Raw genomic sequence first — 18,966 nt, 5'->3', positions numbered from 1 at the left:
GTGGGTTGTGGTTTCAGTCGAGGGTTTGAACGATCTCCCGTTTCAGCTCCCTGTCGCGCATCGTATAAATAACTTTCTGCCATCGTGGCGGTTCCGGTTCGGTTTTGGCGGCGACCGCGGTGCCGCTGCGGGGCGGTCGGTCGGAGCGGACCGGGCGGGGCACCACTTCGTGGGTTTCCAGGGAGACGGCACCGCCCCATAGAAATTCGATGCCCATCAGGGTGTTGGCGATAAAATCCTTGAGCAGGGGCTTGCCTTCGAAACGGTGGATCAGTTGCAGGGTGCCGTGCTGTTCCGTGCTGTCCGTGGTCAGGGTGATGGCGGGCGGATGATAGAGATTGTCGAGCAGCATCCGGCGGTAATCTGCGGCCTTGCGGCTTTTGACATAGTATTCCCACACCATCTTGGCTTCGTTGAGCCTTCGACCGGCAACGAACAGCTTGTGGCGATTGATGAAATCCTGGTTGACGAACTGATTGATGAAAGTGAAATCACCCATGTTTTCCCGCACGGCGAAAATATAGTCCCGGCCGTGACCGTCCCGGCGATCGAAGCGTTTTCGGTCGCCGGTGTCGCCGAGGCGCTGATAGTCCCATGTCCAGCGTCCCTTCTCGGCGCTCTCTTCGATGAAATAGAACATGCGCATGCCCAGTGCGTAGGGGTTGAGGCCGACGCGGGGCATGGCCGTCACCCCGGCATTGACCCGCGCAAAGTCCACCTCGTGGCCGTTGATCCGATCATCCTTGAAGAAGAGCACTTCGTGCCAGTAGCTGGCCCACCCTTCGTTCATGATCTTGGTGCGGATCTGGGGCTGGAAAAACAGAGAGGTCTTGCGCACGATCTCGACCACGGTTTGCATCCACTTGTTCTCCTCCCGGTTGAGAAAGGGCGAGTTGTCCAGCAGAAACTGCATTAGGTCCACCGGCGGCCGGCGCTTTTGCTCCTTGTGCTTGGCGTAAAGGGCTTTGAATTCGGGGTGACGGCGGTCCACCTCGGCGAAAAAATGCGCTTCGCCCAGTTCGCTGTCGTCGCTGAGGCACTGGTTGTAACGCTCGATTTCCTTGATGTACGCGCTGCTGCGGACCTTCTTGATGCTTTGCAGAAAGACGTCGAAATAGTAGTCCAAGCGGGGCGGCTGCTGCACCGTGGGCACCGGAAAAAGGCGGTCCAGCTCGCGGAAAAAGCCCACCAGATTGTCGATGCCCCGGCTGAATTCGATGACGTAGTCCACCCAACGGCCGTGCTCCGAACGCAGTTTGGCGATCACCCGTTTGTCGGACAGGGCCTCGCCGGTGAAGTCGTAGTCCCGCGTGTGTCGGAAATAGAGGTTGTTCTGGAAAAAATCGATGTGGGCCAGCACATGATAGAAGATCATCACATTGAGCCAGTCGGGGTTGTTGTCGTTGTAGAACGAGATGGCCGGCCGGGTGTTGATCACGGTTTCGTAGGGGTTGCCGGGATAGAGTTCATATTTGCCCTTGCCCTTGAGCACCTCCACATCGTGGACCCAGTAGTCGTAGAGGGTGGGGATCATCACCTTGGGGGAAAGTTCCAGCAGATCCCGGTTGGTCACCACATACTCCAGGGTCTCGGTCTCGAAACGCAAACCCGCGTCCCAAGCCCGCTCCTTGCACCCCTCCATGATCTTCTTCGTATGTTGGTCGATCAGTTCCATCATTTCCCCTTCGGGAGCACGGCGCATGCAGGTCGCACTTCAAAGCATAGTCACGATATCATGTTTCTGATGCCCTCGATCAGCCGCGACTCGTCGGCATCGTCATCCACCACATCCAGCCGGATCAATTCCGGGGATTGTTCCAGCAGACCCGATTTGCGGATGTAACGTTCCACCTCGGTGTTGCCGCCGGGACTGTGCTGGGCGATGGTGATGCCGACGCGGTTGGCGTGACGCAGCATGGTTTTGAGCTGAGGGATCGCTTCGCGGCCTTCGGTGTCCCAGTCGTCGCCATCGGTGCCGTGGAAGACGTAGATGTTGTAATCCTTGGCCAGGCTCTCTTTTTCCACGATGTCGTTGACCATTTTGTAGGCCGCTGCCACCTGGGTGCCGCCGGCCACTTTCGAGTTGTAGTAGGTGTAGAAGTCGGGTACCTCCTTGGCGGTGGTGTCGTGCAGGATGAAGCGGGTCTCCACCTGGTTGGCGTATTGGTAGAGCAGCCAACTATAGATCAACACATGTTGCGCCACCACCAGTTCCGTGGTTTTGCCGGCCATGGAGCCGGAGTAGTCCCGCACGAAGAAGACCATCGCCTGGGCGTCGTAATCCATCTCGCGGCTCAGGATGCGGTAGACCATATCCTTGGGGGAGATCAGAAAATCGGCCGGATCGATGGCGTTCACATCGGGCAGGTTGCCCAGATGAATGTTGGTTTCGATGATTTTGCGAAGGGTGGCTTTTTTGTCCAACACCTGTCCGAAGCCCCGGTGGCGATCGGTCAGATCGTAGGTGTAGCGAGTCAGGGAGCGCTTTTTGCCCTTGTCCTTGAGGTTGGGCAACTCGAACTGCTCGGTGAGGATCCGGCCCAGGTCGTATGCCGAGGACTCCAGTTCGTGCTGGTCGCCTTCGCCCTGGCCGGGGCCCGCGCCGCTGCCGCGATCCGATTGTCGCACCGGCTCTTCGCCGATCACTTCGCCCGGTTCGCCGTCACCCGCGCCGCCGCCGGCCTGCTCTTCCTCCTGGTCGCTGAAGTCGGGGTCGTGGATCAGCTTCTCCTCGCTGGCCGTGGGCACCACCACCACCTTGTCCTTGCCCCCGCGCCCGGGCTTGATCATGCGACCGACCCGGATCTTGCGCGGGAACCCATCCTTTTCCCGCTGCCGATCCTTGGCCAACAGCTCATCGATGGTTCGAATCTGATTCGCATACCCCGGCAACCCCATCCGCACCCCCTGCAACACCCGCAGATCGAAAAAAGCATACAAATCCTTCCCAAACCCACCGCCGTTCATCTCACACAACCTCCCCTCCAAAATCTCCCGCCATTTTCACCCACCATCAAATCGATAGAATACAACAACTTAAAACTTAAAACTTAAAACTTAACACTGCCCCGAAGGGGCCTAATTCTCATCCTCCTGCGTACAAAAATATTCGATGGTCTTCTGCGCACAAGTCCTGCAATACCCCAACTTATTGAGCATGGTGTCCACCATGCGGTCGTAAAGCTTCTGGTTCTCTTCGTTGGTGCGGTTGGCCAGGGCGCCGATCAGGCTGCCGGCGCCGGCGATGTCCGATTTGAGGCGCACATCGGTGACCGCCTTGACCAGCTCCAGGTTGTCCATGAAGTCATAGTTGGGGTCCACGGAGATCTTCTGGCCGTAGATTTTGCGGATGGCGGTGCGAAAGGTGTCCCGTTGTTCCTCGGTCTTGAGGCCCAGTCGCTCCTCCACGCTTTTGATGAAGCGCTCGTCGATCTTCAAGGCCCGCAGTTCGCCGGTTTGCGGATCCTTGTACTTCCACATCTTGTCCGGGCCCAGGTTCTCCGCATCGGCGCCGATGATCATGTTGACGTAGTTGAGCACATCCTTGCGAATGGCCAGGGGTTCGTCCATGTAGGCGTTGAACATCTCGGTCATGATCCGTTCGCGGTAGAGGCCCTTGGCGATCTTGAGATCCTCGAGATACTTGGCCCGGTCGTTGGCCTCGGCGACGTAATCCAGGATGATGCGCTCCAGGGCCCTGTAGATGTCGTATGCGAACATGCACTGGCCTTCGTTGGTCTCGGAGCTTTCGGTGAGCAACTGGACGGCCCGGCCCAGGTTGCGCTGGCCCAGTCCCTTCTGGCCGAACCGCTTGGTGATGTCCGGTTCCTGGTTGAGGGTGTCGATCACCTCGGCCAGGGTCTTGATGCTTTTTTCCCCGGCCACTTCGCCGGCGGCCAGCTTCATGGTTTCCACGGGGGTCAGTTTTTCCGAGCGCGGCAGGCGGCTGAGCACCGTGGCCACGGAGGCGGCGTAATTGAGGTTGGGGTCCTGGTGCAGCGCTTCGCGCGTCAGGGTGGTGCGCGCCTCGCTGCCGATGGCGTAGCTGGTCAGCGCTTTTTGCATCTTGTAGTTGGTGTTGTGCGAAACGTAACAGATGCGGCAGCGGTCGACGATGGGCGCCTCCTCTTTTTCGGCCAGGAAACGGTTGAATTCCGAGTTGTTGCTGGTGGCGATGATCAGAGAATCGATGGGCCACTTGTAGCCGTCGATCTCGATATTGCGGTTCTGGATCACCCCCAGATAGACCTGCACCAGGTCCTTTTTGTTCTTGTAGATTTCGTCGGCGAAATGGATGCCGCCGCCGGCCACCCGCGCCAGGGCGCCTCGGCGCAGGTCGAAGCGGTAGGGATTGTTGGTGTCGGTGATGTGCAACAGTCGCTGGATCGACTCTTCGCCCAGCAGGTCCACGGCCGATGATGTGATTTTGTCCTTGGCCGGATACTTGCCGGTCACCGTGCCCAGACTCTCGGTCAGCGGCACCGGGATGATCTCCACGAAGTCCAGCATGCGGTTCAAGTCGCCGTCGGCATGGGACCTGATGTCGTTCCAAATGTACCCGCTGCAGGCACCCAAGGGGCGGTAATCTTCATAGAGGGTGTCGACGGCGCGGTCGTCAAAGCCGATTTCCCGCGCCAGAAAGGCCTTGTTTTCCTCCGGATCGTCGAACAGGTTCATGGCCAGGATCACGGGGTCTTCGTAGGTTTGGGACTCGATGACGTTGATCCGGCCGTAGTGGCCGAGCCGTTCCATTCCCTTGAAACGGAAAGTGTATTTGCGGTTTCCGGGCTTGGCCAGAAAGGCGCGGTACCGGGCGCAGAGAAAATCGACGAAGAAGGTCTTGCCGTTGCCCGGTTCGCCCACCAGCACGAAGGCCATCTCCTTGGAAGAGCCCCCCTCGGCGGCGTCCTTGACGTAGGAGACGAAGCTGTTGATCTCATCGTACATGCCGATCACATGCTTTTTCCCCTTGCGGAAGATACTGAAATCATAGGTGGTACGGCCATTGACAACCACTTTTTCGATCTGGTTCTCCAGAATCATGCGGGCCACGCCCTGAAAGGCGTTTTCAAAGCGGCGTGTTCCCTCCTGGACCGCTTGCAAATGGCGGTGCAGTTGGGATGTTGAAGGGTTTTCGATCCGGGCTGGTGATTTCTTGGCCATATGATCCCCCACGGTTGAGTTGGGTTGCAAGCTTCACACGCTATGGGCGCATGGCAATGGAACGCTGCTGTGGGCCGAGGCCGCCGGCGGGAGAGAGGAGCAGTGGAGGAAAATCGAGAAACGTTTCAAAATCGGCGCGGCACCGGTTCCGTGCATTCTGCGCTCATTTTCGAATACACCATCAGAATATAGCGACTCGCGCTAAACGCGCAACCCCCTTATGGAAATGGCGGCAATTCTGAAAAAGCCATGAACCATAAGATGTGCTGACGAAGGAAGCGCATCATAGCCCTGACTTGCTATCCCATAGCCGTTTTCTTTTTTCAGAGTTTTCAGACGATTTAAAACGAAGGATGATCGATGTATTCCGACATCTATAATCGACAGGATACCTTAACTTACCACTTAAAACTTAAAACTATTATTTTCAATTGGTTAGATAAAGAGTCACGGCACCGCATTGAGCACGGATATAATTTTCTCCCCGAAGACCTTGACCTGCCACTGGTGGATTTCGGGGATGCGGGCCAGTTCATCGGTGGTGCGGGGTTTTTTGACGGCGATTTCCTGTAGCAGGGCCTTGTTGAACAGCAGGGCCGGGTCCAGGGCCAAGGCCTCCGCCACCTGGTCGCGCCAGGCGCGCAGCGCTTTGATGCGGCGCGGGATGCGCGCCGACAATCGCGGTGCCTTGCGGTGGGGATAGACAGGCAGTTGGTCGTCGGGTGTTTCGCGGGCGGTGTTCAGGGCCTCCAAAATCGCGTGGCCGTACATCTCCACCTGTCGCGGGCTCAATGCCTTGGTGGTCTTGAGCCGCTTCATGCCCGTGGGCATCTCGTTGGCAAGTTTCAGCAGGCTGGTGTTGCTCATGACCTTGAACCAGGGGCGATCCTTCTGGCGCGCCAGTTGGTCCCGCAATTGCAAAAGCGCTTCCAGGGCGGCCAGTTGGCGCGGCGCCAGGCGCCCGGCACCGCGAAAACGGACAAAAAAGGGTTGCTGATTCTCCTGGGGCCGCACCTGGCTGAGCAAACGGCAATTTTCCAACACCCACGTCAAGCGCCCTTTGGCTTCCAATTCCCGTGTCAGGGCATCGGCCAGGGGAATCAGGTAGACCACGTCGCAGGCGGCGTAGGCCACCATCTCCGGCGGCAGGGGGCGCCGCGACCAGTCCTTTTTCTGGAATTTTTTGTCCAGTGCCACGCCGAAGCGGTGGCCCACCACCGCCTCCAGGCTGGTTTCGCTGTGGCCCAGGTACATACTGGCCAGTTGGGTGTCGAACAGGTTTTCGATCCGGATGTCGAAGTCCCGATAGAGGGAGCGCACATCGTAATCGGCGCCGTGAAACACCTTGCGGATGGCGGGGTCGGCGAACAGCGGCTTGAGGCATGTCAGGTCCGGCACTTGCAAGGGATCGATCACCACGATGCGGCCGTTGGCGGCCATTTGAATCAGGCACACCCGTTCCTGGTAGTGGAACATGGAGTCGGCCTCCACATCCACGGCCAGGGACCGGGCCGCTCCGGCCTCACGGGCGAAGGCGGCCAAGTCCGCCTCGGTTTCGATCAGATCGTAACGTGGAGGGGCGGCCCCCTCCGATTTTTTCTCTTGACCCACGGGGGTATTTCTCCTACTTCAACAGCTTTACCTGCTTACCAATTAAAAGGCGTTTTAAAAATGATTAATATAACACTTCCCGATGGCGGTATAAAGCAATTTGACCAACCCCCGACAGGTTTGGATGTGGCCCAAAGCATTTCGGAAGGGTTCGCCCGCAACTGTGTGGCCATGGTGCTCGACGAGCGCTTGATGGATCTGGACCGCACCATCGACGGTGACGGGGCGGTGCGCTTTATCACCACCAAGGATCCCGAGGGGCTGGAGATCATGCGCCACAGCGCCGCCCACGTTATGGCCCAGGCGATCCTGCGGCTCTATCCCGATGCCAAGCTCACCATCGGTCCGGTGGTGGAGGAGGGTTTTTACTACGACATCGACATGCCGCCGGTGTCGGAGGAGGATTTCGCCCGCATCGAGGCGGAGATGAAAAAGATCGTACAGGAGAAACTGCCCATCCGGCGCGAGGAAGTGGCTAAGGACGAAGCCCTGCGGATTTACCGGGATGAGCCCTATAAACTTGAAATGTTGAAGGACCTGGCGGACGGCACCATCTCCATCTACCGCCAAGGGGACTTTTTCGATCTGTGCCGCGGACCCCACGTGCCCCACACCGGCTTCGTCAAAGCCTTCAAACTGATGAAAGCCTCCGGCGCCTACTGGCGGGCCGATCAGACCAAAGCACAGTTGCAGCGGGTCTACGGTATCGCTTTTTTCGACAAGAAGGATCTCAAGGCCCATTTGGCCTTCATCGAAGAGGCCCGCAAGCGCAACCACCGGCGCATCGGCACGGCCCTGGACCTGTTCAGCTTCCGTGACGAAGCGCCGGGCATGGCCTTCTTTCACCCCAAGGGGATGGCGATCTGGAACGCCCTGTTGGACTATTGGCGCCTGGAGCACCGCGCCGCCGGCTACGTGGAGACCAAGACCCCCATCCTGCTGCAGCGCAAATTGTGGGAGCGCAGCGGCCACTGGGAAAACTACCGCGAGAACATGTACACCGCCGTCATCGATGAGATCGACTACGCCATCAAGCCCATGAACTGCCCTGGCGGAATGCTGCTGTTCGGCCGCAAGCACCACTCCTACCGCGACCTGCCCGTGCGGGCGGCAGAAGTCGGCCTGGTGCACCGCCACGAGCTCAGCGGCGTGCTCAACGGCCTGTTCCGGGTCCGGGCCTTTCATCAGGACGATGCCCACATATTCATGACCCCCGACCAGATCCAGCCCGAAATCCTGGGCGTGCTGCGCCTGGTGGACAAGATTTACAGCACCTTCGGCCTCGGTTTCCATCTGGAACTTTCCACCCGCCCGGCAAAGTCCATCGGCACCGATGCCCAGTGGGAGACGGCCACCGAGGGATTGAAAGCCGCTTTGGCGGAGTATGGCGCGGATTATAAGGTCAATGAAGGCGACGGCGCCTTCTACGGTCCCAAGATCGACATCCACATCAAGGATGCCCTGGGCCGCACCTGGCAATGCGGCACGGTGCAGTTGGACATGTCCCTGCCCGAGCGGTTCGACCTGAGCTACATCGGCGCCGACAACGAGCGGCACCGGCCCATCATGATCCACCGGGTGATCTACGGCTCCATCGAACGCTTTTTCGGCATCCTGGTGGAACATTTCGCCGGCCAGTTTCCCCTCTGGCTGGCGCCGGTGCAGGCCGGGGTGCTGCCCCTCAACGACGACCTGCTGCCCTTTGCCCGCAGCGTGGCCGAGCGCCTGGAAACACTCGGCATTCGCACCGAGGTGGACCATCGCTCCGAGAGTCTGAACAAGAAGGTGCGGGACGCTCAACTCAACAAGATCCCCCTGATCCTCACCTGCGGCAACAAGGAGAAAGAGAGCGGCACCATCTCCGTTCGAACCCTGGACGGGCAGGTGCGCCAGGGCGTGCCCATGGCGTCCTTCGAGCAGCTTGTGCTGGATAACATCAGTCGCCGCACGCTGAGTTTCGATGGGTTGCAGGGGTAGGGGATTGTTTTTGTGGTCGGCCATCAATTATGATAAAAAATAGATGCACAACATCTCAATACAGGGATGATCAGGATTTACAGAAACCATTAATAGGGGGAGGCGTCCATGTTTAAAACACCTAGTTATATCATGTTGGTCGATGACGAGGAAGATTTCGTCGAGATGTTGAGCCTGCGCCTAAAAGAGATAGATGAGAACGTTATACCCGTCTACAGCGGAGAAGCGTGTCTTGAAAAGCTGAAAGAGCAAGATGTGGACGTCGTGATTCTGGATGTCAAAATGCCGGGCATGGACGGTATCGAAACCTTGCAGGAAATCAAGAAACAGTTTCCCTTGTTGGAGGTCATCATGCTAACCGGCCATGGGACCATCGAGGCTGCGGTTCAAGGCATGAAGCTGGGCGCCTTCGATTTTCTTTTCAAACCGGCCGATTTTGATGATCTGACGGCCAAGCTCAATCAGGCCAGGCAACGCAAGCAGGACCAGATGGAGCGCATCAAAAAAGCGGAAGCCGCAATGTTGCTGCGAAGTGCGAAAATATAGTGCCCTTAGTGGAAGGCCTAAAAACTTTCTTTGACGAGGTCGAAGGGCGTTGGGTTGGACGCCCTTGGGGCATTGATGGACATGAGGGCCTGTGATGAGTGGTGACGGCGACCGGAACATCATTCGCGTGCTGCTCGTTGACGATGAGGAGGACTATCGCTCGGTTCTGCATAAACGACTGTCCGGCAGGTCCATATCGGTCGTTGAAGCAGCCACGGGGCAAGCGGCACTGGACCAATTGAGTGTCGCCCCCGTAGACGTTGTTGTGATGGATGTCAAAATGCCCGGCATGGACGGCGTCCAGACCTTGAAATGCATCAAAGACCGATACCCTGAGCTGGAAGTGATTCTGCTCACAGGTCATGCCAATCCACAGGACGGTGTCGAGGGCATCAAAATGGGCGCCTTCGACTACCTTTCCAAACCCATTGAAATTGAACAGCTGGTTCGCAAAATCCGGCAGGCCGATGAAAAGATTGTACGCGCTCGGGTTGAAAAAGAAGAAGCGGCCTTCAGAGAACGAATAAAGCAACAAATGGTGATTGCGGAAAGGTTGGCGGCGTTGGGCACCATGGCGACAGGGGTGGCCCATGAAATCAACAATCCCCTCGCAATCATTCAAGAATCCGCAGGTTGGTTGCAACAAATTCTGGGCAAGCCCGAGCTCCGTGACATCCCGCGCAAGGCGGATTTCGAAAAGGCCTTGAACAGAATCGGCAAGGCGGTCCATCGGGCACGCAATATCACCCGTCAACTGCTGCAAGCTGTGCACACCCAAAGCACCGATTTAACCGAACCCGTTGAAATGGTGGCGGTCGATCTGCAAAGTTTGGCTCGGGAATCCATTTCGCTTGTTGAGCAGGAAGCGCAACAGAAACAGATTGCCATTCGGCTGGACATTGTCGAACCGCTGCCGGTCGTGTGGAGCGAGCCCTACCCCTTGTTGCAGGTGTTGATCAATTTGATGACCAATGCCATTCATGCCACTGGTGCCGGCGGTACCATCACGCTCAGATTGGAGGGAACGGACGACCGGGCGCGGATTACCGTTCTGGATACCGGTTGCGGTATTTCCGAAGAGCATTTGCCCAGGATTTTCGAGCCTTTTTTCACCACCAAGGGAGTCGGACAAGGAACAGGGATGGGGCTGTATGTGTCATGGGGCATCATTCAAAAACTTGGTGGGACCATCTCCGTGAATAGCCAGGTAAACCAAGGGTCAACCTTCACCATCACCTTGCCGGTCAAGGAATAATGGGATTGCGGTTGTGCCGCGGCATCAATATTCCCTTTCCCATTCCATGGTGATTCAAAACAGGATCGTAGCGAATGACGCAATTCGAACCGGTGATCGGGTTGGAAGTACATGCCCAACTGAAAACCGAAACCAAAATATTCTGCGGCTGCTCCACCCGTTTCGGCGCGCCGCCCAACAGCCACACCTGCCCCGTTTGCCTGGGCATGCCCGGCGTTTTGCCGACATTGAACAAGACGGTGGTCGAATACACCATGCGCATGGCCCTGGCCACCAAATGCCGCATCGCACCCGTGAGCCGGTTTGCGCGCAAGAACTATTTCTATCCCGACCTGCCCAAAGGGTACCAGATTTCCCAATATGAGCTGCCCATCGCCGAGGCGGGCCATGTGGACACGGTGGTGGATGATCGAGTGGTGCGGATCGGTCTGACCCGTATCCACATGGAAGAGGATGCCGGCAAGCTGGTACATGATCCGCGGCGACCGGTCAGTTTTGTGGATTTGAACCGGGCCGGGGTGCCCCTGATGGAGATCGTCAGCGAACCCGATCTGCGTTCGCCCGAGGAGGCGGGGGCCTACCTGCGCACCCTGCGTACGATCATTCGCTGGATCGATATCGGCGACGGCAACATGGAGGAGGGCAGTTTCCGCTGCGACGCCAACGTCTCCCTGCGTCCCGAAGGCAGTACTACTTTGGGCACCCGCACCGAAATCAAGAACCTCAACTCGTTCAAGAATGTTGAAAAAGCGCTGCGTTACGAAATCGTCCGGCAGGGGGAAATCTTGCGGGAGGGGGGCGCCATCGTGCAGGAAACCCGTCTTTGGGACCCTGACAAAGGGGTGACCGTCTCCATGCGCGGCAAGGAAGAGGCCCATGACTATCGCTATTTTCCCGATCCCGACCTGTTGCCCCTGGAAATCGATTCGCAGTGGGTCGAGGCGGTGCGCAGCGCCTTGCCCGAACTGCCGGATGCACGGCGAGCGCGTTTTGTCGACCGCTACCGCCTGCCGGACTACGATGCGGCCCTGTTGACCACCAGCCGGGAGCTGGCCGACTATTTCGAGGCCTGCGTGGCGCTTTACGACCAGCCCAAGGTGGTGAGCAACTGGATCATGGGGCCCCTGCTGGGGTTGCTCAACGCCCGGGACCTTGCCATCGACGCCACCCCCGTCAGCGCCGCCGACCTGGCCGCTTTGCTGCGGCTGCTGGACGAAGGGGTGATCAGCAACAAAATCGCCAAGGCCGTGTTTGACGAAATGGCCGCTTCGGGCCAATCGCCCGCCGAGATCATCAAGGCCAAGGGGTTGTCCCAGGTGTCCGACGGTGACGCCATTGAACAGGCGGTGGACGGGGTGTTGGCGGCCAACCCCGACGAAGTGGCGCGCTACAAGGCCGGCCAGACCAAACTGATGGGTTTTTTCGTGGGCCAGGTGATGAAGGCCACCGGGGGTAAAGCCAATCCCAAGATGGTCAACCAGATTCTGGGCCGCAAACTCCAATAGCGATCCATTGCCCGACAAGGAGCAACCATTGAATTTCATTAAACGTTCCAGAAACGTCCTGTTGCTGTTCCTGCTGTGTTGCCTTTGCTTGCCCGCTGCCGTCGCGGCCGAACCGTTCAAGGTGGCGATTCTGCCTTTCGAGATTCTTGCCGAGAAGGACTACGCCTTCTTGCAGCGCGGCATCGTGCAGATGTTCACATCGCGGCTCTCTTCGCCCGGCAAAGTGACGGTGCTGGATCCCGAAGCCACGGCGCGGGCCCTGGCGACCGCCGGGGATGCGAGCGGCGAACGACAAGCACGGCAGGTGGGCGAAACCCTGCAAGCCGATTACACCATCCACGGCAGCCTCACCGTGCTGGGTGAGAGCGTGAGTATCGACGCCGCCATGCTCGACTTGAGTGGCACTCGTGCCCCCATGACCTTCTTCAAACAGACCCGGGGCATGGGCGAGGTGATTCCTGAAATCAATCGCATGGCCAGCGAGATCAACAGCGAAGTGTTCGGTGTGGCGGCCCGGCCCGCAACACCGGCCGTCGCGCCGGCGCCGACCGTCGGCGGTACTCCGGCGCCCCCTGTGAGCGACATGCACCGCCACCCGGAACGGCTGCTCGAAGAGGCGCGGCGCATGGATCCCATCCGCCGTCCGAGCGGGAGCCGCGACGATCTGGATGCCCGGCCCCACCCCCTCAATCCCGCCTTCGCCGCTGCGGCAGGCAGCCAACCCGGCGCCGATGCCGGCTTCTGGAAGAGCCAGACTTACAACCACTTGATCAATGCCGTCGCCGTGGGCGATCTGGACAGCGACGGTTTGCTGGAAACGGTGGTGGCCGCGCCGGACAAGCTGTTCATCTATCGCTTTGCCGAGGGACGGCAGCAAACCGTGGCGGAGATACCCGCCGGACGCTATGTGCGCAACATCAGTGTGGATGTGGCCGACATCAACGGCAACGGCATGCCGGAGATCTTCGTGACCGCCTTTTCGGTGGGCCTCAACGCCGTGGCCTCTTATGTGCTGGAATTCGACGGGCAGACCTTTCGCACGGTGGTGGATAAGAGCCGTTACTACTACAGCGTGGTGCGCCATCCCACCTTCGGCCGAATTCTGCTGGGGCAGCTGCAGCTCAGCGACGCCTCCACCCCCTTCGATGCCCCGATCCACCAGATGGTCTGGAACGGGCAGGCCTATGTGCCCGAACGGCAACTGCTGGCGGGCCGCCTGGCCAACCTGCTCGGTTTGGCCTACGGCGACATCCTCAACGACGGTGGCGAGAGTTTCGTGGCCTTCGATCCCAAGGATCGGCTGCGGGTAATCACGGCCAACGGCCGGGTGCAGCACACCAGCAGCGATGTCTACGGCGGCACGCCGCTTTACTTCGCCATGCCGCCCCGGGGGCCCGGCGATTCGCCGGCCTCCTTCTATTTGCCCACCCGCGTTCGCACCACGGATCTGGACGGCGACGGCCGGTACGAGGTGCTGGTGGCCCACAACCGGGACAGCGCCGGGCGCCTTCTGGTGGAGCAGCGCTTTTTCGGCAAGGGCACGGTGGAGGCCCTGACCTGGGACGGCCTGGGACTGGCCCCGGTCTGGCGCACCCGCCAACTCTCCGGGCGGGTCCAGGATTTTCTGGTGGCCGACTTCAACAATGACGGCATCCTCAATCTGCTGCTGGTGGTCATCGCCAAGGAGGGGGCCATCATTTTCGCCGATGCTCAGAGTGCCCTGGTGGCCTTTGAGCTGAATGTGACGCCGACGGACTGATCGGGCGTTTATTGCGGCCCCATCGGGCCGCCTTTTACGCAGCTGCAGAGCGGATGGTTTCAATCGCCATTGGCGCCATTGGCATCGGAACGCTCGTTGTTGCCCGGCAGGACCGGTTCGATCAGGCGGAAGGGGGTTTTCAGCGTGCGCTCCAGGATGCCCAGTAGGCGGCCGCCCACCGATCTGGGCGACAGGGGCACCACCCTCGGGTTGGCTATGGGCCCGTCGACCCCCATGGGGATGGCCACCAGGGTGCCCTGAAGAATGTTGCCCACGATGGGCAGGTAGCGGATCAGGCTGTCCAGGGTGGTCAACGGAGAGACCAGCACCGTCAGATCCAATTGCCGGGTATCCAGCGCCACCGTGCCTTCACCCACCATGTTGAAGGCATCGGCCAGCATGTCGGCTTCCTCGATCACCAACCGTTCCCCGCGGCTCTGCATGCGCAAATGGAGCCGGTGATAGCGAAAGTCCCGTTCCCGCATGTCGGGGATTTGGCCCCGCACCAGGTTGTTGAGCTTCAGGAAGGACAAGATGTTGGTGAAAAAGCCCGCCTCCCCGATGTTGTAAACCCGCCCCTCGCTGATCGTCACCTCCACCGGCCCCCGCAGGTTCTCCCGGAGTGCGGCGATGGTGGCGCCCCTGCTGGTCAATCTTCCGTCCACATCATAGGTGCCTTCCAACCTCTCGGTGGAGGGGGCGCCGCTCAGGCAGCCGCCGGCATACCGCAGGGCCTGTTGCCGCGCCGTGGGCATCAAGGTCAATGCATAACCGTCCGCCGACCAGGAAAGCTGACCCACCGTAGCAATGCCGCACAGGAAAGCCTCGTCCACCTGCAGCAGTCCGCTGTCGCGATTCCAGGTGAGCGTGGCCCGCAGGGGCTCCCACTGGTGATGGCGGTAGGTCAGCCGGTCGAGGGCCACATCGATCTTGCCCTGCACGTCGGGCAGGATCCATGGCGACCGGGGGCGGTCGCCGTCGGTCGCGGCATCCGCCTGGCTTGCACGATCCGGATTGTGGCGATGTTCCAACAACGTCGTCAGGTCCAGCGCTTCGGCGGAAAGATCCAGGTCCAGCACCATGCCCTGGTCCGTCATGGCCGCCGTTCCTTCCGCGTACAAGGGTTGATCCTGCCAGGAAAGGTCCAGGGCGTGCAGCAACAGCGCGGCCTCGTTGCCCGTCACCGTCAAGCGGTGGATCCGAAGGGGAAACTGGAATGCGGCTGGTGGGTGCCAGGCAAGCACTTCGATATTGCCTTCCAGCGCCAACGCTCGGGCAGAGCCGGCCGTCCAGCGCAACCGGGCGTCGCCGCTCATCGAACCCTCCCCGCTGCTTCGTGCCAGACCGAAAGGGGCCAGGGTGGATCCATCCAGCCGGCCTTGAAAGCGGACCGACCGGTCGGGGCCGTTGCGTTGCCATTGCACCGCAACAGCACCTTCGGACCGGGCGTCGGTGAAAGCCAGGCGATGGAGCCGGAAATGGTCCGGATCGATGTCCAGATGCCCTTCCAGGGCCAGGCCGTCCGGCAGCGACAAGCGTCCCTGGAGGGTGGCCTTCCGGCCGCCGGGCCGTTCCAAGGCCAGACGGTCGATCGTGATGGGGGTCGGCAGGGTGATAAATTCGGGCAGCTGCAATTGTTCGTGCAGCCATCGGCCGGCCGCGGCGTCCATGGTCCCTTCCATGGCGGCGGTGATGCGGTAGGGTCCTTCGTGCATGGGGATGAAGGCGACATCGCCCCGAAGGGCGGCGTCCATATAGTCGAGCCGGACCTCTTCCAAGGACAGTTCCCGGTCTTGCAGCTTCCAGCGCCCTTTTTGGGCGGTCAAGGGAGCCGGCAGATCGGCAACCGCGAGGCGGACACTGACCAAAGTGCCGGCAGCCCTTAGCGTCCACCGGGCGGGGTCGGCCAGGGGGCCGCTGATATCGGCACGGTCCACCTTTATCCAACCCTGCAAATCCTCGACGGGCATTCCGCCGAACCGTTGCGCCAGGCGGGGCGCCACCCAGGGCCAGAGTCGGTCGCAGGAGAGACGACCCGCGCCTTTGGTGATATGCAGTTGCGGCGCTTGGCGGTCCCAACGGATTTCCGCTGCCAGCTGCTCGAAAGTGCTCTCTTGCAATTGCCCCCGCAGACCGGTGACCGCCAGGGTCCTATTGTCGATGCGGACGGCGCCGCCATCGATGGTCAAAGGATAGGGCAGACGCCCATCGGCGATCACCAGGGAGACGGCATCCGCTTCGGCCTTTACGGCCAGTTGGTTGACCGGCCCTTCCAGGTGCAGTCGTCCCATGGCGCGGCCGCGTACCTCTTGCAGCCCCTGCAGGGCTTCGACCACGCCGGACCGGCGGAGGATCCGGGCCAGCAGGGGCGGCAGGCGCGAAAGGTCGGCATCCAGGTCGATGGCCAGTTCCAAGGGCAAGGGGCGCGCCAACAGCCCCAAGGTCAAACGGCCCTGTTCGGCGAACGTTTCATCCAACCGGGCGGTGACATTCTGCGCGCTCAAGACCCCGTCGGCGATGGCTACCTCCCCCGACACTTCGCTCAGATCCAGGGCGACATGGGGAATGAAAAGCTGCCCGTCGATCAGGCGGCCTTCCAGTGTCAAGGTGGACAACCATTGCCTGGGATGCCAATCGGCAGGGGTACTGGTGAGGGCCACCGTTTCAACGGTGCCGTCGCGCAGCACCTCCAGGACGTTCAGGTCGGCCTCGGGCAGGAGACGGGTCAGCACCCGACGCAAATGTCCGATATCGATATTTCGGGCTTGCACAGCGACGGTTGCCGGTGGGGAGCCGTCGGCGCCGAACCGGCGCGGCAGTTGCAGTTCGGCCGCCAGCGCCGTGCTGAAATCGGTTGCGCCGCGCAATGTGAAATCCAACACTTGCGCGGTGCCGCGGACGGTCAAAGTGAGCTCGTCGACCTGTGTCACAACACCTTCGGCATCCAGCACCGTCAGGCGGCCCTCTTTGATCCGCAGCCGGCTGCCCGGCGGTAGCAGGGCCGGCCAGGCGATGGCCGTCGGGGCATCCGCGACCGAAACGATACCATCGGTTGGCGCCGTTCCTGCCGTCGGCGTGCGCGGCGGCATGTGCAGGGTCATTTCGGGCGCGGTGGCCACAACCGCGCCCAAGGCCGGCCGGCCGCGCAGCAGGGAGCGCATTCGGGGGTAGAGAGCGATTTCCCGTGCTTGCAGGGCCCATTGGTCGGGCACCGTGATGCGTCCGCCCGTAACAGTGACATGGGGCAGGGGAAAGAGGGCCGGTTTCAGGCGGTCGAAGTCCGCATCGCTGGCCACCCGCCCATCCACCAGCGCCAGCAAACGTTCCCGCAGCGGTTGGCTGTTGACCAGGTAGGGCAGCAGGAAGTGAAGTCCCACCGTCAGCGCGCTCAACAGCAGAGCGCTGTACAGACTGTAGCGGGCGATGCGGCGAATGTGGCGCATGGGTTTATATAGGCTTTGGGGAGCGCCGGGGCGCTACTCCGTCGGCCAGATTTCGTTTTGGCGCTCTTCGGTGAAATAGCAGAAACGGTCCCATTCGAATTGCCGGCCGGAAACAGGACAACGCAATTGGACCTTGGCTTCGCTGACAGCGACCACTTCCCAATCCCCTTGTCGTTTGCCGCTTTCAATACGAATTTTTTGCCCTTCCCGGAAAGGATAGGGTTTGAAGAAAGTGACCTTGAAGCGTTCCATGAGAGCTCCCGAATGGTTGAGTTTGTTGAGTTTATAGGGTTTATTGAGTTTATTGCGTTTGTTGGGTTGTTTGGGCTTGTGGGTGTGTTTTTGTATTCTAGTTCACTGCATCCAGTAACGCAAGAGGGTGAAGTAGCCGGTGGCGGCGGTAAGCAGGGCGAGCAGGGGAATGCGCATGTGGCGGTAGACCGGCATCAGGGTGGTTTTGAAATAGGCGTTGGAGAGCAGCAGGCACAGGTGCAGGGGGGAGACGAGGACCCCCACGAATCCCCAGGTCAGGGCCAGCATCAGATAAGGCAGCATGAGCGCCTCTTCTCCCATGGCGTGGATCAGGGAAATCAGGATGGGAAAGGTGGTGCCCACGAAGGCGATGGTGATGCCCACCACCCCGCCCACCAGAAAGGGCAGCAGCATGGCGATGGGCATCAAGGGGATGTGCCAGCGAAGCATTTCTGCGCTGACCTGGTGTACCGCCCGGCTGTCTTCCAGCAGCCCCTCGAAGATCAGGATTGTGGCCACCATGTAGACCATCTTGAGCAGTGCGGGGTCCTTGACGATGGCCCATTGCTGCGCCACGGCGATGGCGTTGCTGCGGGTCACCCAAAGGATGGTCAGCAGCAAGGCGAGGATCAGTCCCGACTCCTTTGCCACGGGCTGCATGCCGGGCGGCAGGAGCCAGGTAAACAGCAGGCCGAATCCCAGGCCGAAGCCGATGACCCCCGCGATGGGCGCCAGCTCTTTAAGAAAGGGGCCGACCGCTTTACCGCCACCGTCGCCGACCGTCGCCGGCCCGTCGATCCGACCGCGCAGCGGCCAGTAACCGGCACCGACGGCCACCACGGTCATGGGCAGGGTGTAGAGCACCAGCTGCCACAAATCCACCCCGGCCAGCGCGGTGGTCAACAGAATGCCGGGGTACAGAGGCCACCAATACTCCCAGATATGACGAAACCAGTAGTTGACGTAGCTCAACCGGGCACCGGACAGGTTGTGTTCCTCGCCGAGGTTCTTGACCATGGGGGCGGAAAAAATGGCCCCGCCGGGCATCGGCAGCAGCCCGATCAATGCCGGAAAGATCACCAGATTGATGCGCGGCCGGCGGATCAGACCCTTGAAGTGGGTCAGCAATCGCTCCATCTGTCCCGATTTTTCCAGCATGTGGCTGAAGACCAGAATCAAGGAAACCACCATTGCCAGACTGATGGTCTTGGGATGCCCCAGGGCCCTCACCGTCGAGCGGGCAATCTCCGGCAATGACATGCCGAAGATCAACCCCAACCCCACCGACCCGGCCATCAACGCATTACCCAACATCCACTTGCGCTTGATGGCCAACAAAACAAAGATGAATATCAGCAGAATCCGAACAATAGCAGGAATGGACGAGAGCAAGGCAGCCATGGGAGATAGTTTAAAGTTTAGCGGTTATGCACAAAACCCAAGTTAAGGTTAAGG

12 protein-coding genes are annotated in these 18,966 nt (G+C 60.1%); 5 read left to right on the top strand and 7 right to left on the bottom strand.

From position 1 onward, the window contains the following. Positions 1–13: 13 nt before the first annotated feature. The 4 genes from MRX98_RS06180 to MRX98_RS06165 form a co-directional block, all read right to left on the bottom strand. Positions 14–1,675: a SpoVR family protein gene (locus tag MRX98_RS06180; RefSeq protein WP_246903985.1), complete on the bottom strand. Its 1,662-nt coding sequence runs from the start codon at positions 1,673–1,675 to the stop codon at positions 14–16. A gap of 50 nt (positions 1,676–1,725) precedes the next feature. Beyond that, positions 1,726–2,967 carry a DUF444 family protein gene (locus MRX98_RS06175; protein WP_246903983.1) on the bottom strand — a complete coding sequence of 414 codons (1,242 nt, stop codon included), beginning with the start codon at positions 2,965–2,967 and terminating at the stop codon, positions 1,726–1,728. A 111-nt stretch (positions 2,968–3,078) separates the two neighbouring features. After that, entirely contained in the window at positions 3,079–5,163 is a 2,085-nt protein-coding gene (locus tag MRX98_RS06170) for a serine protein kinase PrkA (RefSeq protein WP_246903981.1), read from the bottom strand. A 447-nt stretch (positions 5,164–5,610) separates the two neighbouring features. Next, positions 5,611–6,774: a ribonuclease D gene (locus tag MRX98_RS06165; protein WP_246903978.1), complete on the bottom strand. Its 1,164-nt coding sequence runs from the start codon at positions 6,772–6,774 to the stop codon at positions 5,611–5,613. A gap of 60 nt (positions 6,775–6,834) precedes the next feature. Between MRX98_RS06165 and thrS the strand changes: the two genes are divergently transcribed. The 5 genes from thrS to MRX98_RS06140 all read left to right on the top strand — a co-directional run bounded on the left by thrS (position 6,835) and on the right by MRX98_RS06140 (position 13,816). Beyond that, positions 6,835–8,751 carry a threonine--tRNA ligase gene (gene thrS, locus MRX98_RS06160; RefSeq protein ID WP_246903976.1) on the top strand — a complete coding sequence of 639 codons (1,917 nt, stop codon included), beginning with the start codon at positions 6,835–6,837 and terminating at the stop codon, positions 8,749–8,751. Between the two features lie 108 nt (positions 8,752–8,859). Continuing rightward, the gene (locus tag MRX98_RS06155) at positions 8,860–9,297 is read left to right on the top strand and encodes a response regulator (protein WP_246903975.1); all 438 of its coding nucleotides are present in this window, start codon (positions 8,860–8,862) and stop codon (positions 9,295–9,297) included. A gap of 94 nt (positions 9,298–9,391) precedes the next feature. After that, on the top strand, positions 9,392–10,552 hold the full coding sequence (locus tag MRX98_RS06150) for a hybrid sensor histidine kinase/response regulator (protein ID WP_246903973.1): 1,161 nt from the start codon (positions 9,392–9,394) through the stop codon (positions 10,550–10,552). A 74-nt stretch (positions 10,553–10,626) separates the two neighbouring features. After that, entirely contained in the window at positions 10,627–12,057 is a 1,431-nt protein-coding gene (gatB, locus tag MRX98_RS06145; protein ID WP_246903971.1) for an Asp-tRNA(Asn)/Glu-tRNA(Gln) amidotransferase subunit GatB, read from the top strand. Positions 12,058–12,085: 28 nt separating this feature from the next. After that, positions 12,086–13,816, top strand: coding sequence for an FG-GAP repeat domain-containing protein (locus tag MRX98_RS06140; protein WP_246903969.1), 1,731 nt, complete (start codon positions 12,086–12,088; stop codon positions 13,814–13,816). Between the two features lie 59 nt (positions 13,817–13,875). On the opposite strand, the gene MRX98_RS06135 is transcribed toward MRX98_RS06140, so the two are convergent. The 3 genes from MRX98_RS06135 to MRX98_RS06125 form a co-directional block, all read right to left on the bottom strand. Then, a complete protein-coding gene (locus MRX98_RS06135) occupies positions 13,876–17,259 on the bottom strand; it encodes an AsmA-like C-terminal domain-containing protein (protein ID WP_246903967.1) in 3,384 nt (1,127 codons plus the stop codon). Positions 17,260–17,292: 33 nt separating this feature from the next. Then, positions 17,293–17,511, bottom strand: coding sequence for a hypothetical protein (locus tag MRX98_RS06130; RefSeq protein WP_246903965.1), 219 nt, complete (start codon positions 17,509–17,511; stop codon positions 17,293–17,295). A gap of 102 nt (positions 17,512–17,613) precedes the next feature. Beyond that, a complete protein-coding gene (locus MRX98_RS06125; RefSeq protein WP_246903964.1) occupies positions 17,614–18,912 on the bottom strand; it encodes a DUF401 family protein in 1,299 nt (432 codons plus the stop codon). Positions 18,913–18,966: the final 54 nt, after the last annotated feature.

The sequence above is a fragment of the Desulfatitalea alkaliphila genome, assembly GCF_022968795.1.
Taxonomy (GTDB): Bacteria; Desulfobacterota; Desulfobacteria; order Desulfobacterales; family Desulfosarcinaceae; genus Desulfatitalea; species Desulfatitalea alkaliphila.
This window is presented reverse-complemented; position numbering and strand designations above follow the sequence as displayed.

What these genes read in the sequence shown, in the direction of transcription:
- MRX98_RS06150 (WP_246903973.1), top strand. Translation starts at nt 9,392, where the DNA reads ATGAGTGGTGACGGCGACCGGAACATCATTCGCGTGCTGCTCGTTGAC.
- MRX98_RS06135 (WP_246903967.1), bottom strand. Translation starts at nt 17,259, where the DNA reads ATGCGCCACATTCGCCGCATCGCCCGCTACAGTCTGTACAGCGCTCTG.
- MRX98_RS06170 (WP_246903981.1), bottom strand. Translation starts at nt 5,163, where the DNA reads ATGGCCAAGAAATCACCAGCCCGGATCGAAAACCCTTCAACATCCCAA.
- gatB (WP_246903971.1), top strand. Translation starts at nt 10,627, where the DNA reads ATGACGCAATTCGAACCGGTGATCGGGTTGGAAGTACATGCCCAACTG.
- MRX98_RS06125 (WP_246903964.1), bottom strand. Translation starts at nt 18,912, where the DNA reads ATGGCTGCCTTGCTCTCGTCCATTCCTGCTATTGTTCGGATTCTGCTG.
- MRX98_RS06155 (WP_246903975.1), top strand. Translation starts at nt 8,860, where the DNA reads ATGTTTAAAACACCTAGTTATATCATGTTGGTCGATGACGAGGAAGAT.
- MRX98_RS06130 (WP_246903965.1), bottom strand. Translation starts at nt 17,511, where the DNA reads ATGGAACGCTTCAAGGTCACTTTCTTCAAACCCTATCCTTTCCGGGAA.
- MRX98_RS06175 (WP_246903983.1), bottom strand. Translation starts at nt 2,967, where the DNA reads ATGAACGGCGGTGGGTTTGGGAAGGATTTGTATGCTTTTTTCGATCTG.
- MRX98_RS06180 (WP_246903985.1), bottom strand. Translation starts at nt 1,675, where the DNA reads ATGGAACTGATCGACCAACATACGAAGAAGATCATGGAGGGGTGCAAG.
- thrS (WP_246903976.1), top strand. Translation starts at nt 6,835, where the DNA reads ATGATTAATATAACACTTCCCGATGGCGGTATAAAGCAATTTGACCAA.